This window comes from Streptomyces sp. MH60, from assembly GCF_002939385.1.
Lineage (GTDB): Bacteria > Actinomycetota > Actinomycetes > Streptomycetales > Streptomycetaceae > Streptomyces.
The window spans coordinates 12,866-37,255 of sequence record NZ_MULI01000019.1; the positions used below are offsets into that span (position 1 = coordinate 12,866).

The 24,390-nt window shown below is 72.0% G+C and carries 15 protein-coding genes; 5 read left to right on the top strand and 10 right to left on the bottom strand.

Annotated features, from left to right (window positions below):
- The first annotated feature begins 45 nt into the window (after nt 1-45).
- The 3 genes from BZZ08_RS14870 (at nt 46) to BZZ08_RS14880 (ending at nt 4,581) form a co-directional block, all read left to right on the top strand.
- Complete coding sequence (locus BZZ08_RS14870; protein ID WP_104632749.1) at nt 46-1,485, top strand: FGGY family carbohydrate kinase; 1,440 nt, start codon at nt 46-48, stop codon at nt 1,483-1,485.
- 445 nt (nt 1,486-1,930) lie between these two features.
- Nucleotides 1,931-3,334: an NAD(P)/FAD-dependent oxidoreductase gene (locus tag BZZ08_RS14875; protein ID WP_104632685.1), complete on the top strand. Its 1,404-nt coding sequence runs from the start codon at nt 1,931-1,933 to the stop codon at nt 3,332-3,334.
- Complete coding sequence (locus BZZ08_RS14880; RefSeq protein WP_104632686.1) at nt 3,331-4,581, top strand: NAD(P)/FAD-dependent oxidoreductase; 1,251 nt, start codon at nt 3,331-3,333, stop codon at nt 4,579-4,581. Before BZZ08_RS14875 ends, BZZ08_RS14880 begins: the two co-directional genes overlap by 4 nt.
- An 18-nt stretch (nt 4,582-4,599) precedes the next feature.
- Here BZZ08_RS14880 and BZZ08_RS14885 read toward each other — a convergent pair whose 3' ends face one another.
- Entirely contained in the window at nt 4,600-5,499 is a 900-nt protein-coding gene (locus BZZ08_RS14885) for a lysylphosphatidylglycerol synthase transmembrane domain-containing protein (RefSeq protein WP_104632687.1), read from the bottom strand.
- Between the two features lie 195 nt (nt 5,500-5,694).
- On the opposite strand from BZZ08_RS14885, the gene BZZ08_RS14890 reads away from it, so the two are divergent.
- Nucleotides 5,695-7,569, top strand: coding sequence for an ABC transporter ATP-binding protein (locus BZZ08_RS14890; RefSeq protein ID WP_104632688.1), 1,875 nt, complete (start codon nt 5,695-5,697; stop codon nt 7,567-7,569).
- A gap of 17 nt (nt 7,570-7,586) precedes the next feature.
- Here the strand turns inward: BZZ08_RS14890 and BZZ08_RS14895 are convergent, their stop codons facing one another.
- From BZZ08_RS14895 to BZZ08_RS14935, 9 genes are all read right to left on the bottom strand, one after another.
- The gene (locus BZZ08_RS14895; protein ID WP_104632689.1) at nt 7,587-9,368 is read right to left on the bottom strand and encodes an ATP-binding SpoIIE family protein phosphatase; all 1,782 of its coding nucleotides are present in this window, start codon (nt 9,366-9,368) and stop codon (nt 7,587-7,589) included.
- Between the two features lie 110 nt (nt 9,369-9,478).
- Entirely contained in the window at nt 9,479-11,083 is a 1,605-nt protein-coding gene (locus BZZ08_RS14900) for a glycoside hydrolase family 13 protein (protein ID WP_104632690.1), read from the bottom strand.
- A 149-nt stretch (nt 11,084-11,232) separates the two neighbouring features.
- A complete protein-coding gene (locus BZZ08_RS14905; RefSeq protein WP_104632691.1) occupies nt 11,233-12,108 on the bottom strand; it encodes a carbohydrate ABC transporter permease in 876 nt (291 codons plus the stop codon).
- An 18-nt stretch (nt 12,109-12,126) separates the two neighbouring features.
- Nucleotides 12,127-13,086, bottom strand: a complete 960-nt coding sequence (locus BZZ08_RS14910; RefSeq protein ID WP_104632692.1) for a carbohydrate ABC transporter permease — start codon at nt 13,084-13,086, stop codon at nt 12,127-12,129.
- Between the two features lie 67 nt (nt 13,087-13,153).
- Nucleotides 13,154-14,569, bottom strand: coding sequence for an extracellular solute-binding protein (locus tag BZZ08_RS14915; RefSeq protein WP_104632693.1), 1,416 nt, complete (start codon nt 14,567-14,569; stop codon nt 13,154-13,156).
- A 150-nt stretch (nt 14,570-14,719) separates the two neighbouring features.
- Nucleotides 14,720-15,733 carry a LacI family DNA-binding transcriptional regulator gene (locus BZZ08_RS14920; RefSeq protein ID WP_104632694.1) on the bottom strand — a complete coding sequence of 338 codons (1,014 nt, stop codon included), beginning with the start codon at nt 15,731-15,733 and terminating at the stop codon, nt 14,720-14,722.
- A gap of 94 nt (nt 15,734-15,827) precedes the next feature.
- Entirely contained in the window at nt 15,828-20,120 is a 4,293-nt protein-coding gene (locus BZZ08_RS14925; RefSeq protein WP_198601482.1) for a discoidin domain-containing protein, read from the bottom strand.
- 256 nt (nt 20,121-20,376) lie between these two features.
- Nucleotides 20,377-21,387, bottom strand: coding sequence for a LacI family DNA-binding transcriptional regulator (locus BZZ08_RS14930; protein ID WP_104632696.1), 1,011 nt, complete (start codon nt 21,385-21,387; stop codon nt 20,377-20,379).
- Between the two features lie 38 nt (nt 21,388-21,425).
- Complete coding sequence (locus tag BZZ08_RS14935; protein WP_241965477.1) at nt 21,426-22,370, bottom strand: endonuclease/exonuclease/phosphatase family protein; 945 nt, start codon at nt 22,368-22,370, stop codon at nt 21,426-21,428.
- Nucleotides 22,371-22,655: 285 nt separating this feature from the next.
- Here BZZ08_RS14935 and BZZ08_RS14940 point away from each other — a divergent pair, with 285 nt between their 5' ends.
- The gene (locus tag BZZ08_RS14940) at nt 22,656-24,380 is read left to right on the top strand and encodes a carbohydrate-binding module family 20 domain-containing protein (RefSeq protein ID WP_104632697.1); all 1,725 of its coding nucleotides are present in this window, start codon (nt 22,656-22,658) and stop codon (nt 24,378-24,380) included.
- Nucleotides 24,381-24,390: the final 10 nt, after the last annotated feature.

Here is a 24,390-nt window from a genome sequence, read left to right on the forward strand (position 1 = left end):
ATCGCCGAGACCGTCGGCGCCGGAGCGGGGAGCCGGGAGGTGCAGGTGCCGGACTCGGTACTCGCCGTCGACCAGGGCACGTCCGGCACCAAGGCGCTGGTGATCTGCCCCGAGCGCGGTGTGGTCGGCACCGGTTTCGCGGAGGTCCGGCCCCGCCACCTGCCCGGCGGCCTGGTGGAGGTGGACCCGGAGGAGCTGTACGGCTCGGTGGTCGACGCCGGGCGCCGGGCGCTCGCCGACGCGGGCGAGCCGGTCACCGCGCTGGGCCTGGCCAACCAGGGCGAGACGGTGCTCGCCTGGGACCCGGACACCGGCCGTCCGCTCACCGACGCGCTGGTCTGGCAGGACCGCCGCGCGGAACCCCTCTGCGCCGAACTGGTCGACCACGCGGACGAATTGCGCCACCTGACCGGCCTGCCCCTGGACCCGTACTTCGCGGCGCCGAAAATGGCCTGGATACGACGGCACCTCACCCGCGCGGGCCATGTCACCACCTCCGACACCTGGCTCGTCCACCGCCTCACCGGCGCCCACGTCACGGACGCCGCGACCGCCTCGCGCACCGGGCTCCTCGACCTGGAACGCGCCGAGTGGTCGCCACGCGCCGTGGAGCTGTACGGGCTGACCGGCGAACGGCTGCCGGACATCGTGGACAACGCCGCCCGCGTCGGCACGACCAGGGCCTTCGGCCCCGAACTCCCGCTCACCGGCCTCGCCGTCGACCAGCAGGCCGCGCTGCTCGCCCAGCGCGTCACCGAGCCCGGCACCGCCAAGTGCACCTACGGCACCGGCGCGTTCCTCCTCGCCCACACCGGCGGCACACCGCGGCGGGGCGCCTCGGGCCTGGCCGCCTGCGTCGCCTGGCGGCTCGGCGGACGCACCGACCACTGCCTGGACGGCCAGGTGTACACGGCCGCCTCCGCCGTACGCTGGCTCACCGACCTCGGCGTCATCACCGGCGCCGCCGACCTCGACCCCGTGGGCGCCGCCGTGCCGGACGCCGGCGGCGTCACCTTCGTCCCGGCGCTGGCCGGGCTCGCCGCTCCCTGGTGGCGCGGCGACCTGCGCGGCTCGCTCACCGGTCTCGGCCTGGACACCACCCCCGGGCATCTGGTGCGCGCCCTGTGCGAGGGCCTCGCCGCCCAGGTCGCCGAACTCGCCGACGCCGCGGCGGCCGACCTCGGTGCGCCGCTGACCGTACTGCGCGTCGACGGCGGCCTCACCCGCTCCGCGCTCCTCATGCAGACCCAGGCCGACCTGCTGCAGCGCCCGGTCGAGGTGTCCGCCCTGCCGGACGCCACCGCGCTCGGCGTCGGCGCCCTGGCCCGGCTCGGCGCGAACCCGTCCCGCACCCTCGCCGAGGCGCTCCCCGACGTGGGGCCCACCACGCTGTACGAGCCCCGCATCACCGCCGACGAGGCCACCGAGCGCCGCACCCGCTTCCGCACGGCGGTCGCCGCACTGCTCGCCGGGGGAGCGACGTGACGGACGGCCACGACACCGTTTGCCGGGGACCCGGCGGTCGCCAGGCCGCTTTCCGGAGGCCCGGCATGACCGGCGGCCACCACGCTGCTCGCCGGGGGCCCGGCGTGGCGCACGGCCGGCACCCCGGCGACGGCCGCCCCGGTACGGCCCTGCACACGCCTGCCCCACCGGGTTCGGACCCGCCGGACGCCGTGTCCTGGCGCGGAAACGCGGAGCGGCCGTCCCGACTCGCCCCGCGGCGACCTGTCGTGTCGTCCCCGGCCCCCGTACCGCGCGGTCCAGGAGACCGGCCCGGACGGCGGACTGGCGAGGCGGCCCCGGGCGCCGGGGGTGTGGTCGGGCGGGGTGCCACCGGGTGGCCGGGTGCCGGTCGGCCGGTGGGTCGGCCGCCCGGGGCGGAGACGCTCCGTGTCCCGGACGGGGCGCCGCCCGAAGGGAGCCCCGGATGACCGTCACCGTGTCCGGGGCCCTGCCCGGCGAGCCGTACGACGTGGCGATCGTCGGGGCCGGGGTCGTCGGATGTGCGATCGCGAGGCGGCTCGCGCACCACCCGGAGCTGCGCGTCGCCCTCGTCGAGGCGCAGGACGACGTGGGGCAGGGCACCTCCAAGGCGAACACCGCCATCCTGCACACCGGGTTCGACGCCGTGCCCGGCTCGCTGGAGGCCCGGCTCGTGCGGGAGGGCGCCCGCGAACTCGCCGCGTACGCCGCCGAGTCGGGCATCCCCCTCGAAAACGTCGGCGCCCTGCTCGTCGCCTGGGACGCGGAGCAGCTCGCGGCGCTGCCCCGCCTCGCCGAGAAGGCCGGGCGCAACGAGTACCACGACGCCCGCATCCTCGCCCCCGCCGACCTCTACGCCCGCGAACCCCACCTCGGCCCCGGCGCGCTCGGCGCCCTGCACGTACCCGGCGAGAGCATCATCTGCCCGTGGACGACCACCCTCGCGTACGCCACCCAGGCGGTCCGCGCCGGAGTCGACCTGCACCTCGAATCACCCGTCACGCACGCCGGTCGCACGGACGGCGTGCACCGACTCGACACCCCGCGCGGCCCGCTGCACGCCCGACGGCTCGTCAACGCCGCCGGACTGCACGCCGACACCCTCGACCGGAGCCTCGGCCACGACGACTTCACGGTCACCCCGCGCCGGGGCCAGCTCCTCGTCCACGACACGTTCGCCCGCGCCCTGGTCCGCCACATCCTCCTGCCCGTCCCCACCGCCCTCGGCAAGGGCGTCCTCGTCGCCCCCACCGTCTACGGCAACGTGCTGCTCGGCCCCACCGCCGAGGACCTGGACGACAAGCGCGACACCGGCTCCACCGCCGAGGGACTGCGCCGCCTGCGCGAACAGGGCCGCCGCATCCTCCCCGCCCTGCTGGAGGAGGAGGTCACCGCCGTCTACGCGGGCCTGCGCGCCGCCACCGAGCACGACGACTACCGGATCGCCGCCCACCCCCACCAGGGCTACGTCACCGTCGGCGGCATCCGCTCCACCGGCCTCACCGCCTCCCTCGCCATCGCCGAGCACGTCACCGGCCTGCTCGCCGGCACCGGCCTCGACCTCGGCCCCCGGCGCCCGCTCGAACCGGTCCGCATGCCCCACCTCGGCGAGGCCGCCCCACGCCCCCACCAGCGGCCCGACCTCGTCGCCGCCGACCCGGAGTACGGCACCCTGGTCTGCCACTGCGAACGCGTCTCCCGCGGTGAGATCCGCGACGCCCTCGCCGGACCGGTCCCGCCCCGCTCCCTGGACGGACTGCGCCGCCGCACCCGGGCCCGGGCGGGCCGCTGCCAGGGCTTCTACTGCGGGGCGGCGGTCAGGGCGTTGTTCGAGGAGGCGCAGGAGTGACAAGTCGACACGTCGATGTCCTGGTGGTGGGCGCCGGCCCCGCCGGACTCGCCGCCGCGTCCCTGCTCGCGACGGCCGGCGCCCGCGTCGAGGTACTGGAGCGCGAGCAGGCACCCGGGGGAGTGCCGAGGCACTGCGCCCACCGGGGCTTCGGGAACCGGCCGCGCACGCTGACCGGCCCGGCCTACGCCCGCCTCCTCGCCGACGCGGCCGTCCACGCCGGAGCCGTCCTGCGCACCGGCGTCACCGCCCTCGACTGGGCGGGCCCGCGCGCCCTCACCACCGTCGGACCCCGGGGCGTACGGACACTCGCCGCCCGCGCGGTCGTCCTGGCCACCGGCGCCCGCGAACGCCCCCGCGCCGCCCGCCTCGTCCCCGGCACCCGGCCGGCCGGCGTCTACACCACCGGCGAACTCCAGCAGGCGGTCCACCTGTACGGGCAGCACATCGGCACCCGCGCGGTGATCGTCGGCGCGGAGGACGTCTCCCACGCCGCCGCCGGCACCGTACGGGCGGCCGGAGCCGAGGTCGTCGCGCTGGTCACGGAGCTGCCCAGGGCCCCCGCCGCCCCCGCGCGGACGCTGACGGCACGCCTGCGGCACCGCACCCCCGTCCTCACCGGCACCACCGTCACCGAACTCCTCGGCCGCGGACGCCTGTCGGGCGTGCGCGTACGGCACCGCGACGGCCGCACGGCCATCCTGCCCTGCGACACCGTCGTGTTCACCGGCGACTTCGTCGCCGACCACGAACTCGCCCGGCGCGGCGGGCTGGCCCTGGACGAGGGAACCCGCGGTCCCGCCGTGGACGGCGCCCTGCGCACCTCACGGCCCGGCGTCTTCGCGGTCGGCAGCGTGCTGCACGCCGTCGAGAGCGCGGCCACGGCCGCCCGCGAGGGCGCGCACGCGGCGAACGCCGTACGCGACTGGCTGACGGACGGCGCGGGCCCGGACCCGTCGGACCGGACGGAGCCGGCCTGGCCCGGCGGCGTCCCCCTGGTCGCCGAACCGCCCCTGCTGCGCATCGCCCCGAACCGCGTCACTCCGGCCGACCGCTTCCCCTACCTCCTGCGCACGGCGGTCCCGCTGCCCCGCCCCGTCCTGTACGTCACCCAGGACGGCCGCCCCCTGCACCGCGAGCGGTTCCGGCTCACCCCGGCCGTCCCGCACCGCCCGCTGACCCTGACGGCACGCTGGACGCACCGGGTCGATCCCGACGGCGGACCGGTGCGCGTCACCGTCGCCTGACCTTCCGGCCGCATGCCCTCAGATCACCCGCATCCGCACCAGCGCGGCCAACGTCAGCGCCCCCGGCAGCAGCGGCAGCCACACCGTCAGCAGCCTGAACGCCAGCACCACCGCCGTGGCCACCGCCGCCGGCCCGCCCGCCGCCACCAGCGCCACGACCAGCGCCGCCTCGACCGAGCCGATGCCGCCCGGCGTCGGCACCAGCGCCACCGCCACCGTCGCCGCCAGGTACGCCACCGCCATGTGCCCGACGGGCAGCGCCAGTCCCAGCGAGCGGCCCACCAGGACCAGCGCCGAGGCCTGCAACGCGGGGAAGGCCAGCGCGCCGCCCCACAGCGCCAGCGCGCGAGCCGGCCGGGCGTGCACCGAGCGGGCCTCGCCCAGTGCCGTCCGCAGGAAGGAGACCAGCGCACCACGCAGCCGCGGCAACAGCGCCAGCGTTCCCGCCGCCACCACCGGGACCGCGCCGGCGGCCACCAGCAGCGGCCCCACGGCGCCTTCGGGCAGCAGCGTGCCGAGCCGCAGCGCGCCGGGGAACGCGATCAGCAGGGCGCCCAGCAGCGCGAGGCGGCCGACGCTCTCCGCCAGCAGGTACAGCGCGAGCGCCGCCGAGGAACGGGCGAGCGGCAGCCCGCACACCGTCATGAACCGCAGGTTCACCGCGCTCGCGCCCAGACCCGTCGGCAGCAGGTGGTTGGCCGCGCCGGCCGCGAACTGCGTGGCCACCAACCGCCGTCGGGGCAGCCGCTCGACCACCGCGCCCTGCCGGGTGCAGGCGGCGGCGACCCAGGTCAGACAGGTCGCGCCGGCCGCGGCCAGCAGCCAGGGCCAGCGGGCCGTGGCGAGATGGCCGAAGCCCTCCGCGAGCACGGACCGGTGCCGGACCGCGACCACGCCCACCAGGAGCAGCGGAAGCACGCACAGGACCCGGCGGACCGGGACGCGGTGCAGGAGTGGCTTCTCGGGGACTCGAACCGCTGTCGTCACAGCACAAGACATTCCCCCACACGCGCCAACTACGGGTGGCCGACGCGCGGACACCGGCTTACGGACCGCGGGCCGCGCCGCCTTGACCTCAAGGTTGGTCGAGGTTCTACGGTCATCGGCATGAGTATGGAGACCACGGCGTGGACGCAGCTGTACAGCGTCATGAACGCCAAAGACGAGCGCCGCCCCTTCGCCCGCGCCACACTGCGCCGGATCGGCGCGTACGCCCGCCCGCACCGCCGCCGCATCGTCCGGTTCCTGCTGCTCGGGGTGGCGACCGCACTGCTCGCCGTCGCCACCCCCGTCCTCGCCGGAAAGGTCGTCGACGCGATCGTGTCGGACGGCGACGAGGGCACGGTGGTGCGCCTCGCCCTGCTCATCGCGCTCATCGCCCTCGCCGAGGCGGTACTCGGCATCGCCTCCCGCAGACTCTCGGCGACGCTCGGGGAGGGACTCATCCTCGATCTGCGGACGGCCGTGTTCGATCATGTGCAGCGCATGCCGGTCGCGTTCTTCACACGTACTCGTACGGGAGCGCTCGTCTCCCGACTCAACAACGACGTCATCGGCGCCCAACGCGCCTTCAGCAACACCCTGTCCGGCGTGGTCAGCAACGTGGTCACCCTGCTGCTCACCCTCGCCGTCATGCTGACCCTGTCCTGGCAGATCACCCTGCTCGCCCTCGTGCTGCTCCCGGTGTTCGTGCTCCCCGCCCGGCGGATGGGCCGCCGCATGGCCCGGATGCAGCGCGAGGCCGCCGCCCTCAACGCCGCCATGGGCACCCGCATGACCGAGCGCTTCTCGGCACCCGGCGCCACCCTGATCAAACTGTTCGGCCGCCCGGAGGAGGAGTCCGCCGAGTTCGCCGAACGGGCCCGCCGCGTCGCCGACATCGGCGTGCGCACCGCCACCGCCCAGGCCGCCTTCATCACCGCGCTCACCCTCGTCTCGGCGCTCGCCCTCGCCCTCGTCTACGGCCTCGGCGGCTTCTTCGCCCTGCGCGGCACCCTGGACCCGGGCGCCGTCGTGGCGCTGGCCCTGCTGCTGACCCGCCTGTACGCGCCGCTCACCGCGCTCGCCGGGGCCCGTGTGGAGGTCATGAGCGCCCTCGTCAGCTTCGAGCGGGTCTTCGAGGTGCTGGACCTGGCCCCGCTCATCGACGAGAAGCCCGACGCCCGCCCGGTCCCCGACGGCCCCGTAGCCGTCGAGTTCGACGACGTCCGCTTCGGCTACCCGTCCGCCGACAAGGTCTCCCTCGCCTCCCTCGAAGAGGTCGCCACCCTGGACACCCGCGGCGGCGAAGAGGTCCTGCACGGCCTCTCCTTCCGCGCGGAACCGGGCCAGACCATCGCACTGGTCGGATCGTCCGGCGCCGGCAAGTCCACCATCGCCCAACTGCTGCCCCGCCTGTACGACACCGACGCCGGCACCGTCCGCGTCGGCGGCGTCGACGTCCGCGACCTGAGCGCGCGGTCGCTGCGCGACACCGTCGGCATGGTCACCCAGGACGGCCACCTCTTCCACGAGACCGTCCGGGCCAACCTGCTCCTCGCCCGGCCCGGCGCCACCGACGACGAGCTGTGGACGGCGCTGCGCCGCGCCCGCCTGGCCGACCTCGTACGGTCGCTGCCGGACGGGCTCGACACCGTGGTCGGTGAGCGCGGCTACCGGCTCTCCGGCGGCGAACGCCAGCGCATGACCATCGCCCGGCTGCTCCTCGCCCGCCAGCGCGTCGTCATCCTCGACGAGGCCACCGCCCACCTCGACAACACCTCCGAGGCGGCCGTCCAGGAAGCCCTCACCGAAGCCCTCCAGGGCAGGACGGCCGTGGTGATCGCGCACCGGCTGTCCACCGTCCGGGCGGCCGACCGCATCCTGGTGGTGGAGGCCGGCCGCATCGTGGAGAGCGGCACCCACGAGGAACTCCTCGCGGCCGACGGCCGCTACGCCCAACTGCACCGCACCCAGTTCGAGCGCCCGGCCCTGGACAAGGCCGCGTAGGGCGGACGGCGCGGCCGCTACGGCGGGCCGGGCGTCCCGGCCCGCAGGGGCAGGTCCTGCTCGGCCCAGACGACCTTCCCGCCGGGCGTGCGGCACGAGCCCCAGCGCCGGCACAGCATGTTGATCAGCTGGAGACCGCGCCCGCTCTCGTCGCTCACGTCCGCGTGCTGGATCTGCGGCAGGTCGGGGCCGGAGTCGGAGACCTCCACGGACAGCCGCTCGTGGCGCAGCAACCGCAGCTCGCCGGGGGCGTTCCCGTACCGCAGGGCATTGCCCACCAGCTCGCTGACCACCAGCTCCGTGGTGTCGACCAGCTCCTGAAGCCCCCACCGCCCCAACTGCTCACGCACCGCCGTACGGGCCTGCCCGGCCGCCTTGCCGTCCGGCGGCAGCGTCCGCACGTACACGTCGCACTCCGGATCGAGCGGCCGGGCGAGGGCCGCCAGCACGATCGCGTCGTCCGACCGGTCGTCGCCGATCCGCTCGGCGACCGTCCGGCACGCGGCGGCGTCCTCGGGCAGGCCGTCGCGGAGCGCCTCGCGCAGCCGCTCCAGCTGGGTGCCCAGGTCGGCCGTGCGGGACCGGACCAGCCCGTCCGTGTACAGCGTCAGCCGGCTCCGCTCGGGCACCGGCCGCTCGACCGGGTCGTACGGGATCACGCCCGTCCCCAGCGGAGCCCCCGCGGGCACCTCCAGGAACGAGACGGTGCCGTCGGGCCCGGTCAGCAGCGGTGGCGGGTGCCCGGCGCTGGCGATGCGGAAGGTGCCGCCGTACGGGTCGTAGACCGCGCACAGACAGGTGGCGACCTGGTCCTCCTCCAGATCGCGGGCGGCCAGGTCGAGCCGGGCCAGCAACCGCTCGGGCGCGATGTCCAGCGCCATCAGGGTCCGGGCCACCGTGCGCAGCCGCCCCATGGTCGCGGCGGCGGCCAGGCCGCGCCCCATCACGTCGCCCACCATCAGCGCCGTACGGCCGCTGGGCAGCGCGACCACGTCGAACCAGTCGCCGCCCACGGCGGCCGGATCGGCGGCCGGGTCGTAGCACGAGGACACGTCCAGGCCCGGGGTGCTCGGGCTGGACCGGGGGAGCAGCGCCCGCTGCAGGGTGACCACCTGGTCGCGCTCGCGCCCGTAGAGCCGGGCGTTGTCGATGTACACGGCGGCCTTGGAGGCCAGCTCCATGGCCAGCGCCACGTCGGTCCGGTTGAACGGCGCCCGGTGGCCGGCCCGGACGAAGTCGGCCAGCCCCAGCAGCACCCCGCGGGCGATCAGCGGCACCGCCAGGTAGGAGTGGACGCCCGCCCGGCGCATGATGTCCGACGACTCCCGCGAGGGGGCGATCACGGCGAAGTCCGCGCGCGTCATCCGGGACACCAGCACCGGTCGGCGGGTGGTGAGACACCGCTGCCCCAGCCGGTCGGCGGTGTGCACCGACAGCTCGCCCACGGGATCGGGCGCGAGGTTCAGCCCCTCGACCTCCGACACCGCCATGGCCCTGAGCCGCGACGCCTCCCCTCCCGTGCCCCGGTCGCCGTCCTGGAACCGCAGCACCGAGTCCAGCAGGTCCACCGCGGCGCCGTCGGCCAGCTCCGGCACGGTGAAGCCGGCCAGCTCCTCCGCCGTCCGCCGCACGTCGAGCGTGGTGCCGATGCTCAGGTCCGCCGCGTTCAACCAGGCCAGCCGCCGTCGTGAGCCCAGCGCCTCCGACACCGACCGCAACGCGCCCCGCGCCGCCCGGTGCCCGCTCACCAGGGGATTCGGAGGGCGGCGCAGCCCGCCCAGCCACGCTCGTTCCCGCACGCGTCGCCTCCTCCCACGGCCTCCTGACCCGATTCTGCCCTGCCGCGGGACGACCGGCGATGGCGGACCCCCCGCCGGCATCCGCGCCGGCGGGGGTGGCCGGGAGTTCCTCAGGCGCGCAGCCACACCGCCGTGTCGCCCGGCAGCCGGCCGGCCTCGTCCAGGGGCCCGCTGACGAGCAGCACGGCGCTGTGCGCGGGCAGCGCCACCGGCGCGGCGGACAGGTTGACGACGCACACCGGGCCGCCCGTCCGCCGGAACGCGAGGACGCCGTCCGGCGCGGGCAGCCACTCCAGACCGCCGTCGCCGAACCCCGGCGTGGACCGCCGCAGGCCCAGCGCCTCGCGGTAGAGCGAGAGCATCGAGCCCGGGTCCGCGCCCTGGCGGTCCGCCGCGTACGCCGACCAGCCCTCCGGCTGCGGCAGCCAGGGCTCGGTCTCCGAGCCGAACCCGCAGTACGGCGCGTCCGCGGCCCACGGCAGCGGCACGCGGCAGCCGTCCCGGCCCGGGTCGACGCCCCCGGAGCGGAAGTGCATCGGGTCCTGGATCCGGTCGCGCGGGATGTCGGCCTCGGGCAGCCCGAGTTCCTCCCCCTGGTACACGTAGACGGACCCGGGCAGGGCCAGCGTCAGCAGCGCGGCGGCCCGGGCGCGCCGGGTGCCCAGGGCCAGGTCGGTCGGGGTGCCGAAGGCCTTCTTCGCGAAGTCGAAGCCGGTGTCCTCACGGCCGTACCGGGTGACCGTGCGGGTCACGTCGTGGTTGCAGAGCACCCAGGTGGCCGGGGCGCCCACCGGCGCGTGCTCGGCCAGCGTGTCGTCGATGGTGCGGCGCAGCCGGTCCGCCTCCCAGGGGCAGGACAGGAAGTTGAAGTTGAAGGCGGTGTGCAGTTCGTCGGGCCGCAGATAGCGCGCGAAGCGCTCGGCGTCCGGCAGCCACACCTCACCGACGAAGACACCCCCGTACTCGTCGGCGACCTTGCGCCAGGAGCGGTAGATGTCGTGCAGCTCGTCCTGGTCGATGTACGGGTGCGGGTCGACGCCCTCCTCGAAGTCCGCGAGCGCGGGATCCTTCGCCAGCAGTGCGGCGGAGTCGATGCGTACGCCCGCCACGCCCCGCTCGAACCAGAACCGCAGCACGTCCTCGTGCTCCCGGCGCACCTCGGGATGGGCCCAGTTGAGGTCGGGCTGCTCCGGGGTGAACAGGTGCAGGTACCACTCGCCGTCCGGGACCCGGGTCCAGGTGCGGCCGGAGAACTGGGAGGGCCAGTCGTTGGGCGGCAGCTCGCCGTGCGCGCCGCGGCCGGGGCGGAAGTGGAACCGCTCCCGCTCCGCGCTGCCCGGGCCCGCCTCCAGTGCCGCCCGGAACCAGGCGTGCTGGTCGGAGACGTGGTTGGGGACGATGTCGACGATGGTGCGGATGCCCAGCTCCCGCGCCTCGGCGATCAGCTTCTCGGCCTCGCCGAGGGTGCCGAAGGCGGGGTCGATGGTGCGGTAGTCGGCGACGTCGTAACCGCCGTCGACGAGCGGTGACACGTACCAGGGGGTGAACCAGACGGCGTCCACACCGAGTTCGGCGAGGTAGGGCAGTCTCGCCCTCACGCCCGCGAGGTCACCGGTGCCGTCGCCGTCGCCGTCGGCGAAACTGCGGGGGTACACCTGGTAGATGACGGCGTCGCGCCACCAGTTGTCGGTGCGGTGCGAGTTGGGGGCTGCCACGTGACGGTCCTTTCGGGCAGGGTGGATCTTCGCCGCCGGCCCGGACAGAGCGGGGCGTCGGACAGGCCGGCGGCGAAGGTTGACGGGACGAGGCGGGAGGGACGGGAGGAAGAGGCAGGGCGGGCGGCAGGCGCCCGGCCCTGGAGCCCTCAGCCCTTGAGCCCTCCGGCGGTGAGTCCGCTCATGATGTTGCGCTGGAAGACCAGGAAGATGAGGAGCGTCGGCAACGAGGCCATGGTGAGCGCGGCGATCAGCACGTTCACGGGCACCCCGTTGGACAGGGAGTAGATCCCGACGTTCAGGGTCTGCTTGGCCGGGTCGGGCAGCGTCAGCATGGGCCAGAGGAAGTCCTTCCAGACGCCCACGATCGCGAAGATGGAGACCACGCCGAGGATCGGCCGCGAGATCGGCAGCACGATCGACCACAGCGTGCGCATCGGCGAGGCACCGTCCATGGAGGCGGCGTCGAGCAGTTCCCGGGGGATCGAGTCGAAGAACCGCTTCAGCAGGAAGATGTTGAAGGCGTTGGTCACCGAGGGCAGCCAGATGGCCCACGGCGTGTTCAGCAGGTTGCGCTCGAAGATCGGCACGTCGAGCACCGTCAGGTACTGCGGCACGACCAGCACGGTCGCCGGGATCATCAGCGTCGCCAGCATCAGGCCGAGGATGGCCTTGCCGAGGACCGGCCGGAGCTTGGACAGCGAGTAGGCCGCCGCCACGTCGAACACCAGCTGGAAGGCGAGCGCGCCGAACGCGTAGAACAGCGTGTTCCCCAGCAGACTCGCCAGGTCCATGACGTTCCAGGCCTGCGCGTAGTTGTCGGGCTCGAAGGACTCGGGCACCAAGGTGGGCGGGGTCTGTACGACCTCCTGGGTGTCCTTGAAGCCGCTGGAGACCATCCAGTACATCGGGCCGAGGAAGACCACGGTGAAGAGCGCGACGACGAGGCCGAACACCACCCAGTAGAGCGCCTTCCCGCGGGGGCGGGCGAGCTGGGCCGGTGAGATGAGTGTGCGTGTGGACATCGGTGGATTCCCCCGGCTCTACTCGTCCTCGGCGCGGCTGAGCTTCACGTACGCCGCCGAGAACCCGGCCAGCAGTACGAGGAGCAGCAGGCCGAGGGCCGCCGCGGCGCCGTAGTTGTTGAAGTTGAAGGCGTACTGGTAGATGAGGTACACGACCGTGGTCGTCGAACCCTCGGGGCCGGCGCCGCCGGTGAGCAGGAAGGGCTCCACGAAGACCTGCATGGTGGCGATCACCTGCATCAGCAGCATCAGCGAGAGGATGAGCCGCGTCTGCGGGATCGTGACGTGCCAGATCTTGCGCAGCAGCCCGGCCCCGTCCAGTTCGGCCGCCTCGTACAGCTCGCCGGGGATGCCCTGGAGCGCGGCCAGGTAGATGAGCGCCGCGCCGCCCATGTTCATCCAGGTCGACGCGATCACCACGGAGAGCATGGAGAGGTCGGGGTCCTGCAGCCACTGCTGCTCGGGCAGTCCGAAGAGCCCGAACACCTCGTTGAGCAGGCCGTAACCGGGGTCGTACAGGTACTTGAACAGCAGCACGGAGGCGACCGGGGGCAGCATCACCGGCAGGTAGACGAGCAGCCGGAGGTAGCCCTTCCCGTGCCGCAGTTCGTTGATGACGAGGGCGACGACGAACGGCACGGCGAAGCCGAGCACCAGGGCCAGCACGGTGAACAGCAGGGTGTTGCGCCAGGCCTGCCAGAAGGCCGGGTCGTTGAAGACCGTCTCCAGGTTCTCCAGGCCGACCCAGGAGACCTCGCCCTGTTCCGTCTTCTGGAAGGCGAGGAAGAACTCCCGGACCATCGGGTACCAGGAGAAGAACGCGAAGCAGAGAACCGCTCCGATCAGGAAGCCGTGCGCGGTGAGGTTGCGCTTCAGGCTCCTGCCGAACGACCCGCCGCGCTGGGGCGGGCCGTCCACCGGCGGCTGGGCGTGGCGGGCGCTCGCCGCCTTGCTCGGGGTCAGGCTGGGGGCCGACATCGTCGCTCCTTGGGACTGATCTCGTGGGCCCCGGGGGGCGGTGCGGCCCGCCCCCCGAGGGAGCCGGTCACTGCGTGGCCAGAACCTGGTCGACCTGCTGCTCCGCGCTGGAGAGCAGCTTGTCGACGTCGGCGTCCTCGTTGGTGAGGAGGCCGGACATCACGTTGTCCAGGACCTTGTAGACCTCCTGGGCCTTCGGCGGCTCGGCCAGGCCCGGGACCGGGTTGTCCATGAACGACTTGAAGTTCTCGACCGGCATGGTGGCGTGCTCCACGCGGGCGGCGTCGTCCTTCTTCTTCGACTCGTTCAGCCAGAAGTTGGGCTGCGGCAGGCCCACCGGCAGCTTGTCGGTCTTCTTGCGGGCCCAGTCGAACTGCCCCTTGCCGACCGTCAGGTTCTCGAAGTTCAGCCAGGCGACGGCCGCCTTGATCTTGTCGGAGGAGATCCCCTTCTTGATCATGTAGCTGTTGCCGCCGGCCAGGGTGTTCTTCTCGCCCGGGATCGGGCCCATGCCGAAGTTCTCGTAGTCGGCGCCGAGTTGCTGGACCATGTACGTGATGTCGTCCGGCGCGGCGAGGAACATGCCCAGCTTGTCCGTGGCGATCTGCTTCTGCAGGTCGCCCCACTTGAGCAGCTGGGTCTTGCCCATGCTCTCGTCCTCCCAGCGCATGGCGTGGAGGTTCTCGGCGACCTCCTTGCCCACCTCGTTGTTGAACGCCGCCTTCTTGCCGCTCTCGTCCACGACCGCGGCGCCGCGGCTGTACATCTGGGCGGTGAAGTGCCAGCCGCCGGTGTTGCCCGCGCTGTACTCGCCGAAGCCGGCGATGCCGTCGCCCAGGCCGGAGATCTTCTTGGCCGCGGTGCGGACCTCGTCCCAGGTGCGCGGCGGGGTGTCCGGGTCGAGACCGGCCTGCTCGAAGAGCTTGCGGTTGACCAGCAGGCCCATCGTGTAGTTGCTCGTGGGCAGGCCGTAGAGCTTGTTCTCGTGCTTGAGCGACCCGAGGACGTTCGGGTCGATGTCCTTCAGCGCCGGGACGGTCTTGTCGTTGACGTAGGCCGTGATGTCCTCGGCGCCGTCGTTGTCGAGCACCTGGGGCAGGTCGGTGAAGTAGGTGTAGAAGACGTCGGGCTGGGACTTGGCCTTGAGCATCGCCGTGAAGCGCGGCGGCTCCAGGCACTGGCCGGGGGTGGAGCGGCCCTCGATGGTGACGTTGGGGTAGGTCTTGTTGAACTCCTCGACGTCCTCCTGCCACTCCTTCAGCTCGGCCGCCTTCGCCTTCGGCGGCATGCAGTCGATGGTGAGCGTCACCTTGGTCTTCGGGTCCAGTGGAGCGGCCGGGTCGGAGGACCCGCTGCCGCCTTCGGAACCGCCGCCGTCGTCACTGCTGCTCGTGCCGCAGGCGGCGAGAGCGGTCAGGGTGAGAGCGGAGACGAGCGTGATGGCGCCGGCACGGCGAGTACGGCGGAACCGAGCACTTCTCATGGGTGGTCCCCTTCGGGCATGAACGTGGAAGGCGCCCCACCGCCGATGCGTTGTGGGGCGCCGCACACTCAACCACCGTGAACAAGTGAACGCAATATCTCGCGCTGATTTCGTAAATGTTTGACAGTGTCTCGCAGGTCGGGGAACCCGCTACCGGCCGGAGACCTGTGCGGTGGAGCCGCGGACGACGAGTTCCGGTTCGAAGAGCAGTTCCCTGTGGGGGACTTCGGTGCCTTGGATCTGGGCGCAGAGGAGGTCGACGGCGGCGCGTCCCATGGCTTCGATGGGTTGGCGGACGGTGGTGAGGGGTGGTTCGGTGCAGGTCATGAAGGCGGAGTCGTCGTAGCCGACGACGGAGACGTCGTGGGGGACGTGGTGTCCGTGGCGGCGGGCGGCGCGGACGGCGCCGAGGGCGAGGGGGTCGCTGGCGCAGATGATGCCGGTGACGCCGCGTTCCAGGAGGCGGGTGGCGGCTGCCTGGCCGCCCTCCAGGGAGAACATGGCCCGTTCCACGTGGGCGTCGGGCAGGACGCCGTTCGCCGCCTCGGCGGCCTGCCGTGCGGCGGCCAGTTTGCGGCGGGAGGGGATGTGGTCGGAGGGGCCGAGCACCAGGCCGATGCGCTCGTGGCCGAGCGATGTCAGGTGCCGCCAGGACTGGCCCACGGCGACGGCGTCGTCGCAGGCGACGCAGGGGAAGCCCAGATCGGGGATGGAGGCGTTGACGAGCACCACGGGGATGTTGCGCTCGGCGAGCAGCCGGTAGTGGTCGTGCGGGGCGTCCGCCTGGGCGAACAGCCCGCCGCCGGCGAAGACGACCCCGGAGACCTGCTGTTGCAGCAGTAGTTCGACGTAGTCGGCCTCCGAGACGCCGCCCTTGGTCTGTGTGCACAGCACCGGAGTCAGCCCCTGTTGGGCGAGCGCGCCGCCGATGACCTCGGCGAACGCGGGGAAGATCGGGTTCTGCAGCTCGGGCAGGACCAGGCCGACCAGCCGGGCGCGCTCACCGCGCAGCTGGGTGGGCCGCTCGTAGCCCAGGACGTCCAGGGCGCTCAGCACGGACTGCCGGGTCGTCTCCGACACCCCCGGCTTGCCGTTGAGGACCCGGCTGACCGTGGCCTCGCTGACCCCAACCTTCTTCGCCACCTGAGCAAGTCGTCGTGTCACGAACGCAAGACTAGCGCAAGTCTCGCAAGAGACTTGCGCCAGTCAGTGGCCTGTCCGACATCAATCGTTGTCGGACCCCGTTGCGGACCGGGCTCTACGGATTACGGATGATCTTGAAGGTGGACGTCGTGTTGCGGATGTCCACGGCGTTGTCGCTGAGCTTCAGTCCGTTGAAGGTGACCTCACCGACCGCCGGTCCCTGCCCGCCCTCGGGCATCTCGTTGGCCCACAGGCCGAAACCGGACTTGGCGTCGAACGCGTCACCGCTCTTGTGCGCGCCCGTGACGGAGACGTCGGTGAAGACGGTGTCCTTGATCGGGTACTGCGGCTGGCCGCTCGCGTAGTTCGTCTGGAACATGATGCCGCTGTAGGTCGGATCGACGATGTCGACGTTGTCGACCCTGATGCCCTGGAACACCTTGGACGCCGAGAACACCCAGATGCCGGGGAAGGTCTGCCCGTTCCAGAAGTGCCCGCCGGCCCGGACGATCGACACGTTCTCGAAGGTCGTCGGATCGGTGCCGAAGCCGTTCATCGGGTAGCCGAAGTCCAGCGAGCTGATCGTGATGCCCGAGTAGACCAGCGTGTCCGCGATGTGGATGTTCCGGAAGGTGTTGTTGTATCCGCCGTAGACGGCCAGACCCGCGGCACGCCAGGTCAGCGTCGTCGTGAGGTTCTCGTACAGGTTGTTCTTCATGTCCGCGCCGCCCGCGTCGATCGCCGAGAAGAGCGCGAAGCTGTCGTCACCGGTCGCCCGGGCGTCGTTGTTGGACACCAGGTTGTCGGTGGAGCCGTTGGTCATGTTGATGCCGTCGGCGAACATGTTCCGGATCCGGGAGTTCTTGATCGTCATCCGGTCGGTGTTGGCGCCCCAGTACAGGCACACCATGTGCTCGTTCCAGATGTTGTCGATCACGATGTCCGAGGTGTTGGAGAAGTCGAACACCTTGCCCGGTCCGTCGATGCGGCTCGTGTAGTTCCCGAAGTAGGCGAAGTTCGCGAACGTCGAACCCTTCGCGGTCGCCTCGGCACGGAAGCCGATGTCGGTGTTGTCCTGCGTGGCGGGCGCGTGGAACTTCGTGAACCAGGGACCGGCGCCGATCACCTGCACCGCCTTGCCGTACACCTGGAACTTGCTCGACGTCTGGTAGTCGCCGGGCGGCAGGTACACACCCACCAGCTTGCCCGAGGTGTCCATGCGGACCTTGTCCAGCGCGTTCTGCACGTCCTGGTGCGTGAACCCGGCCGGCACGGCGTACGCCGCCGGGTCGGGGTTGGGCAGCGCGGAGACCTGCTCCAGGTTGACGAAGTCGATCGCGTAGTCAGACGTGTTGGCCGCGTCCTTCTGCAGCCGGATCCTGCTGCCCGCCGGGACGGTCTCGCCCAGCATGAGGTGCGCCTCGTCGTAGATGTGCCGCGGGGCGCCCGCACCGGGGGAGTTGCCCGGCGAGGCCTCGGCACCGTACAGCCAGGCGTACTTCGACGTCAGCGGCAGCGCCTTCGTCATGACACCGTCGACGTAGACGTCGAGCGTGGCGTCGATGCCGCCGCCGCCCGGCGCGTCCGGGATCGAGAAGCGGGTCACCAGGGTGTTGGTGTCCGCCTTCGTGGTGAACTCGACGTACTCGCCGGTCTTGTCGAGGTGGACGGCCTTGCGGCCGGACGCCTCACCCGCGATGTCGCCGATGGTGCGGTTGGGGCCGACCACGGCGGCACCGCCGCCGACCGTACCGTCCTCCGCCTCGTACATGTCGTACGGCATGTTCGCGCCGCGCCCGACGAACAGCGGCTGCGTGGAGGTGTTGTTCTCCCGCTTGACCGGCAGTTCGTTCGCGTCGTCGGCGACGGTGACCTTCAGGGAGTAGGAGCCGTTGGCCGCCTTCCAGGTGCCGAGGCTCACGGCCGGGGCCGTGGATCCGGCCGCGATGACACCGGAGTGCGCGCCGGTCAGGGTCTTGACGGTGACACCCTTGGCGTCGAGCAGGGCGACGGTCACCGCGTGGCTGCCGCCCGCGGAGTCCCGGGTGCCCTGGTTCTTCAGGGCGACCTTGAAGGTCACGTCGTCACCGGCGGCCGGACTGGACGGTGAGGTGGTGACGGCGGCGGCGACCAGGTCGGAGCTCTGCACCGGCTTGACGACCAGCGGATCGGGCCGCGTGTAGGTGTTGTTGGTCTCGTTCTGCTCGATGATCTCGTTCGCCTCGTCGGCGACCGCGCTCAGTTCGTACGAACCGGCCTCACGTGCCCCGACGGACGCGCTGACCGTGCTCTGCGCACCCGCCTTGAGGGCGGGCACGTCGGCGGCGGCGACCTTGGTGCCGCCCAGCCGGAGAGCGACCTTGCCGGCCGGAGCGTCCGCGGCGCCGCCGTTGCGGACGGTGGCGGACACCGTGATCTCGTCGGACTCGACGGGGGAGTCGGGCGACGTGGTCAGCTTCGTGACCTCCAGGTCCGGGTTGGGCGCCGGGGTGCCGATGACCTGGAACTCGGCGAGCTGCCCGGCGGTCGCACCGGTGTTGGAGGTGAACTTCAGCTGGACGTCCGCGGCCCGTTCGCCGACGGGGATCGTCACGCTGTTGCCGCCGCTCGCCGGGTCGAACACGTAGTCCTTCGCGGCCACCAGCGAGGTGAGGCCGGACGCGTCCTGGGCGCGGCCGAGCACCTGGATGTTCTGGGTGCGCCTCGACCAGCTGGTGTCGGGGTTGAGCTTGAGGACGACGCGGTCGACGTCCGCGTTCGCGCCCAGCTTCAGGGTCAGGGTGTTCGGGTAGCTGCCCGCCGCCCCCTCCCAGTAGGTGGAGGTGCTGTTGTCGTTGGCGTTCTCGGCGGCATACGTGTGGATGACGGACGAGGCGCTGATCGGCTTGCCTACGGCCAGGTTCGAGCCGTCGCCGCCGCTGCCGGTGCGGGTCACGGAGTTGCTGTCGCCCGACTGGTTGCCGGCCGCGTCCTTCGCCCGCACGAAGTAGGTCACGTTCGCCGACGCCGGCTGGGTGTCGGTGTAGGTGGTGACGTCACCGGCGACGCTCTCGCGCAGCTGGTTGTTGGCGTAGACGTCGTAGCCGGCGACGCCCTTGTCGTCGGTGGAGGCGGTCCAGGTCAGCTTGATCTGCCCGGCGGCCGGTTCGGTGAGGACGAGGTTCGCGGGCGCGGTGGGCGCCTGGGTGTCGCCGGTGTCGGCGCGGCGGGTGACCGGGTTGCTGTTGCCCGACTGGTTTCCGGCCGCGTCCTTGGCGCGCACGTAGTAGGTGACCGTCGTGCCGGCCGGCCTGGTATCGGTGTAGGTGGTGACGTCACCGGCGACCGAGGTCAGCAGATCGCCGTTGGCGTAGATGTCGTATCCCGTGACGGCCGTGTCGTCCGAGGACCTGTTCCAGGTCAGCCTGATCTGCCCGGTGGCCGGTTCGGTGAACGCGAGGTTCGCCGGGGCCGTGGGTGCCTGGGTGTCACCCGTCTCGGGACCGTAGACCTCCAGCTCGGCGACCTGGGCGGCGGGCTGGCCGGTGTTGGCCGTCACCCGGACCCGCAGGTAGCGTGCGGTGGCCGCGTCGAAGGTGATCGTGGCCGACTGGCCGCCCGCCGCGTCGAAGGTGTACGCCTTGTCGGCGGTCAGGTCGGTGAAGTCCGAGCCGTTGTCACTGGCCTGGATCTTCAGGGTCTGGCTGCGGGTCGGCCAGCCGTCCGGCAGCCGCAGGACGACGCGGTCGACCCGGCGCGAGGAGCCGAGGTCCGCCTGGAGCCACTGCGGCAGCTGGTTGTTGGCGCTCTCCCAGTAGGTGGCCTTGTTGCCGTCGTTGCCGTTGCCGGGGGTGTAGGCACCCGTGGAACTGCTCGCCGTCAGCCGCCGGCCGGCGGCGAGGTTCACGGACGACTCGCCGGCCGCGTGCACCTCCAGCTCGGAGAGCTGAGCCGCCTGCCATCCGGTGTTCGCCGTGATGTCCACCCGCACGAACCGTGTCTGGGCGGCGGGGAAGGACACGGTGACCGTGTTGCCCGAACCGGGAGCGAAGGCGTAGGTGGCGGACGTCTTCAGCGTGCTGAAGCCGGTGCCGTCGGCGCTGCCCTGGACGGAGAGCGTCTGATCGCGGCGCTCCCAGCCGGCGGGCAGCTTCAGGACCACCTCGTCGATCCGCTCGGTGGCACCGAGGTCGGTCTGCACCCACTGCGGCAGACTGCTGCCGCCGCTCTGCCAGTAGGTGCCCTGGTTGCCGTCGGTGATGTTGGCGGCGCCGTACTCGCCGTGCGAGCTGCTCGCCGCCGTGGCGTCCCCCACGGCGATGTTGGGTCCACCGGCTGCCGTGGCCGACAGCAGCGGTCCTCCCAACGCCAGGAGACTGGTCGCGACCACGGTGCACAGGGCACGTGATCTCCAGTGCCGGTTTCTCATCTGTCCCCACATCAGGTAGACACTCAATGTTCGCTGACATTTACGCTGAGCGCTCGCAGAGTTGCAGAGAAATGTTGAGGCGTCCACAGGGTGAGCAGCGGAAAGTCGGCGCGCGGCAGCGCCCGACGAGGTCGGTGAGAACCGGGCAGTCGTCGGGGCATGCCCCGGATCAGCGACTTTCACGGGCTACGTCGGGCAGCCGCAAGTCACTGTCATTTCCCGCAAGGAACTTGCGGTGCGGAGGGGATGAGTGCCGCTAGCCGGCGGCCGGCTGCGCGGTGGAGCCGCGGACGACGAGTTCCGGTTCGAAGAGCAGTTCGCCGTGGGGGACTTCGGTGCCTTGGATCTGGGCGCAGAGGAGGTCGACGGCGGCGCGTCCCATGGCTTCGATGGGTTGGCGGACGGTGGTGAGGGGTGGTTCGGTGCAGGTCATGAAGGCGGAGTCGTCGTAGCCGACGACGGAGACGTCGTGGGGGACGTGGTGTCCATGGCGGCGGGCGGCGCGGACGGCGCCGAGGGCGAGGGGGTCGCTGGCGCAGATGATGCCGGTGATGCCGCGTTCCAGGAGGCGGGTGGCGGCTGCCTGGCCGCCCTCCAGGGAGAACATGGCCCGCTCGACGAACTCCTCGGGCAGTTCCGAGCCGGCGGCCCGGGCCGCCTCTCGGGCGGCGGCCAGCTTCCGGCGCGAGGGGATGTGGTCGGAGGGGCCGAGCACCAGGCCGATGCGCTCGTGGCCGAGCGATGCCAGGTGCCGCCAGGACTGCTCGACGGCGACGGCGTCGTCGCAGGCGATGCACGGGAAATCGAGGTTCTCGATCGACGCGTTGATCAGCACCACGGGGATGTTGCGCTCGGCGAGCAGCCGGTAGTGGTCGTGCGGGGCGTTCGCCTGCGCGAACAGACCGCCCGCGAACACCACACCGGAGACCTGCTGTTGCAGCAGCAGTTCGACGTAGTCGGCCTCCGAGACGCCGCCCTTGGTCTGCGTGCACAGCACCGGAGTCAGCCCCTGCTGGGCGAGCGCGCCGCCGATGACCTCGGCGAACGCGGGGAAGATCGGGTTCTGCAGCTCGGGCAGGACCAGGCCGACCAGCCGGGCGCGCTCACCGCGCAGCTGGGTGGGCCGCTCGTAGCCCAGGACGTCCAGGGCGCTCAGCACGGACTGCCGGGTCGTCTCCGACACCCCCGGCTTGCCGTTGAGGACCCGGCTGACCGTGGCCTCGCTGACCCCAACCTTCTTCGCCACCTGAGCAAGTCGTCGCGTCACGCCCGAAAGGCTAACGCAAACACCGCAAGCGGTTTGCTTCAGTCCCAGATGACCCGGGCGGCGACCGGAAGGTGATCGCTGCCGGTGGCGGGCAGGGTCCGGACGGCGCCGACGGTCCCGGCGCGGGCCATCACCTGATCGATCCGGGCCAGCGGGAATCCTGCCGGGAAGCTGAAGGCGAGGCCCCGCTCGGCCACGTTCAGCGCGTCGGTCAAGGGACGCAGCGCCCGGTCCTCGACCGTGCCGTTCAGGTCGCCCAGCAGGACCACCCTGCGCAGCTCCTCCCCGGCGAGGGCGTCGCCCAGCAGACCGGCGCTCTCGTCCCGCCGGGACGACGCGAGGCCGCTCGCCCCCGCCCGGACCGACGGCAGGTGCGCGACGTAGACGGCCACGTCACCGCGCGGGGTGTGCGCCACCGTCCGCAGCCCCCGCTCCCACGTCTCCTCGATGCCCCGCGGCTTGATGTCGAGGGAACGGGAGCCGGTGAGCGGATACCTCGACCAGAGTCCGACGGTGCCCCGGACCGCCCGGTGGGGATAGTCGGCGGCCAGGGTCTTCGCGTACACCTCCAGGGCGGGCGGCACCAGTTCCTCCAGTGCGACCAGGTCGGGCTCGGCACGGGCCAGGGCGCGCGCCGTGCCGGCGGGATCGGTGTTCTCGTCGCTGACGTTGTGCTGCACCACGACCAGGTCGTCGGGGCCGGGCTCCGGCGCGGGCAGGAGCAGCCCGCCGAAGAGGTACGTCCAGGCGGCCACCGGCAGGAGCAGGGCCGACAGGGCGAGCGCCGAACGGCGCACCAGCGCCAGGACGAGCAGTACCACGACCACCACGCCGAGCCACGGCAGGAAGGACTCCAGCAGACTCCCCAGCCTCCCGGCGCGGTTGGGTACGGCCCCGTGGAAGGAGAGCAGCAGCGCGGTGACCACCGCCACCCCGGCAAGCACCCGTCCCCGCCCGCGCGTCCAGGCGGCCCAGTCGGTCATCGCGCCCCGTCTCCTCGTCCTCGTGCGAAGGCCCTCACTCCGGAAGGCGAACGGAAAGTTGCAGAAAGCTCTTACGGCCACGCGGACTTACCCGTGCGCAGCGGTGCCGTCAAGGGTTCGAAGCGGCATGTCCAAGGGGTTGACCGTAGTTGAACGCCGCCCTTACGGTCACGACCGCAACCTCTTGCAGTCTTCTTGCTGCAACGCATTGCAAGCGTGTGCCGACTCCCCAGGCACCCCCGGCACCGCGCTTCGGGACACCCGCATCCTCACACGGGAGGCTCCATGCACGGGAACACCAGCACAGCGCGAAGAGTCACCGCCACGGCCCTCGCCCTCACCGCGGGCGTGGCGGGCAGCCTCCTCGCCACCGCGGCACCGGCCCAGGCGGCCCCGCCCGGGGACAAGGACGTCACCGCGGTGATGTTCGAGTGGAAGTTCGCCTCCGTCGCCCGGGCGTGCACCGACACCCTCGGACCGGCCGGCTACGGCTTCGTCCAGGTCTCGCCGCCCCAGGAGCACATCCAGGGCGGACAGTGGTGGACCTCGTACCAGCCGGTGAGCTACCGGATCGCGGGCCGGCTCGGTGACCGCGCCCAGTTCAAGAGCATGGTCGACACCTGCCACGCGGCCGGGGTGAAGGTCGTCGCCGACTCGGTCGTCAACCACATGTCGGCCGGCAGCGGCACGGGCACCGGCGGCTCGTCGTACACCAAGTACGGCTATCCCGGCGTCTACTCCTCGAACGACCTCGACAACTGCACCTCGCAGATCAGCAACTACGGCGACCGCTTCAACGTCCAGGAGTGCGAGCTGGTCGGCCTCGCCGACCTGGACACCGGCGAGGACTACGTACGGGGCAGGATCGCCGGTTACCTCAACGACCTGCTGTCCCTCGGCGTCGACGGCTTCCGCATCGACGCGGCCAAGCACATGGCCGCCGCCGACCTCGCCAACATCAAGTCCCGGCTGACCAACCCCGACGTGTACTGGAAGCACGAGGCGATCTACGGCGCCGGCGAGGCGGTCTCCCCGACCGAGTACCTCGGCAGCGGCGACGTACAGGAGTTCCGCTACGCCCGCGACCTCAAGCGGGTCTTCAACGGCGAGAACCTCGCGTACCTCAAGGACTTCGGCGAGTCCTGGGGTTACCTGCCCTCGGACAAGGCAGCCGTCTTCGTCACCAACCACGACACCGAGCGCAACGGCGAGACGCTCACCTACAAGGACGGCGCCGCCTACACGCTGGCGCACGTGTTCATGCTGGCCTGGCCGTACGGCAGCCCCGACGTCCACTCCGGCTACGAGTTCACCGACCACGACGCGGGACCGCCGAACGGCGGGCAGGTGAACGCCTGCTACAGCGACGGCTGGAAGTGCCAGCACGCCTGGCGCGAGATCTCCTCGATGGTCGGCCTCCGCAACGCCGCCCGCGGCCAGGCCGTGACCGACTGGTGGGACAACGGCGGCGACCGGATCGCCTTCGGCCGCGGCTCCAAGGCGTACGTCGCCATCAACCACGAGGGCTCCTCGCTGACCCGTACGTTCCAGACGTCGCTGCCCGCCGGTGCCTACTGCGATGTCCAGTCGGGCAAGGGCGTCACGGTCGACGGGGCAGGCCGGTTCACCGCCACCCTGGCCGCCGACACGGCCGTGGCCCTGCACACGGGCGCCCGCACCTGTGACGGCGGAAGCCAACCCGGCGACCCCGACCCGGTCACCTCCGGCGCCTCCTTCGCGGTCGACGCCACCACCAGCTGGGGCCAGCACATCTACGTGACCGGCAACCGGCCCGAACTCGGCAACTGGAACCCGGACAGCGCCCTCGAACTCGACCCGGCCGCCTACCCGTTGTGGAAGCGGGACGTGGAACTCCCGGCGGGCACGAGCTTCGCGTACAAGTACCTCCGCAAGGACGCGGCGGGCAACGTGACCTGGGAGAGCGGCGCCAACCGCACCGCGACGGTGAACACCACGAAGACCAGCCTGAACGACACCTGGCGCAACTGAGTACCGCTCG

Bases quoted from the DNA above. Each gene is read 5' to 3' on its own strand.
- BZZ08_RS14940 (WP_104632697.1), top strand. From the start codon at position 22,656: ATGCACGGGAACACCAGCACAGCGCGAAGAGTCACCGCCACGGCCCTC.
- BZZ08_RS14935 (WP_241965477.1), bottom strand. From the start codon at position 22,370: ATGACCGACTGGGCCGCCTGGACGCGCGGGCGGGGACGGGTGCTTGCC.
- BZZ08_RS14875 (WP_104632685.1), top strand. From the start codon at position 1,931: ATGACCGTCACCGTGTCCGGGGCCCTGCCCGGCGAGCCGTACGACGTG.
- BZZ08_RS14890 (WP_104632688.1), top strand. From the start codon at position 5,695: ATGGAGACCACGGCGTGGACGCAGCTGTACAGCGTCATGAACGCCAAA.
- BZZ08_RS14915 (WP_104632693.1), bottom strand. From the start codon at position 14,569: ATGAGAAGTGCTCGGTTCCGCCGTACTCGCCGTGCCGGCGCCATCACG.
- BZZ08_RS14905 (WP_104632691.1), bottom strand. From the start codon at position 12,108: ATGTCCACACGCACACTCATCTCACCGGCCCAGCTCGCCCGCCCCCGC.
- BZZ08_RS14910 (WP_104632692.1), bottom strand. From the start codon at position 13,086: ATGTCGGCCCCCAGCCTGACCCCGAGCAAGGCGGCGAGCGCCCGCCAC.
- BZZ08_RS14925 (WP_198601482.1), bottom strand. From the start codon at position 20,120: ATGAGAAACCGGCACTGGAGATCACGTGCCCTGTGCACCGTGGTCGCG.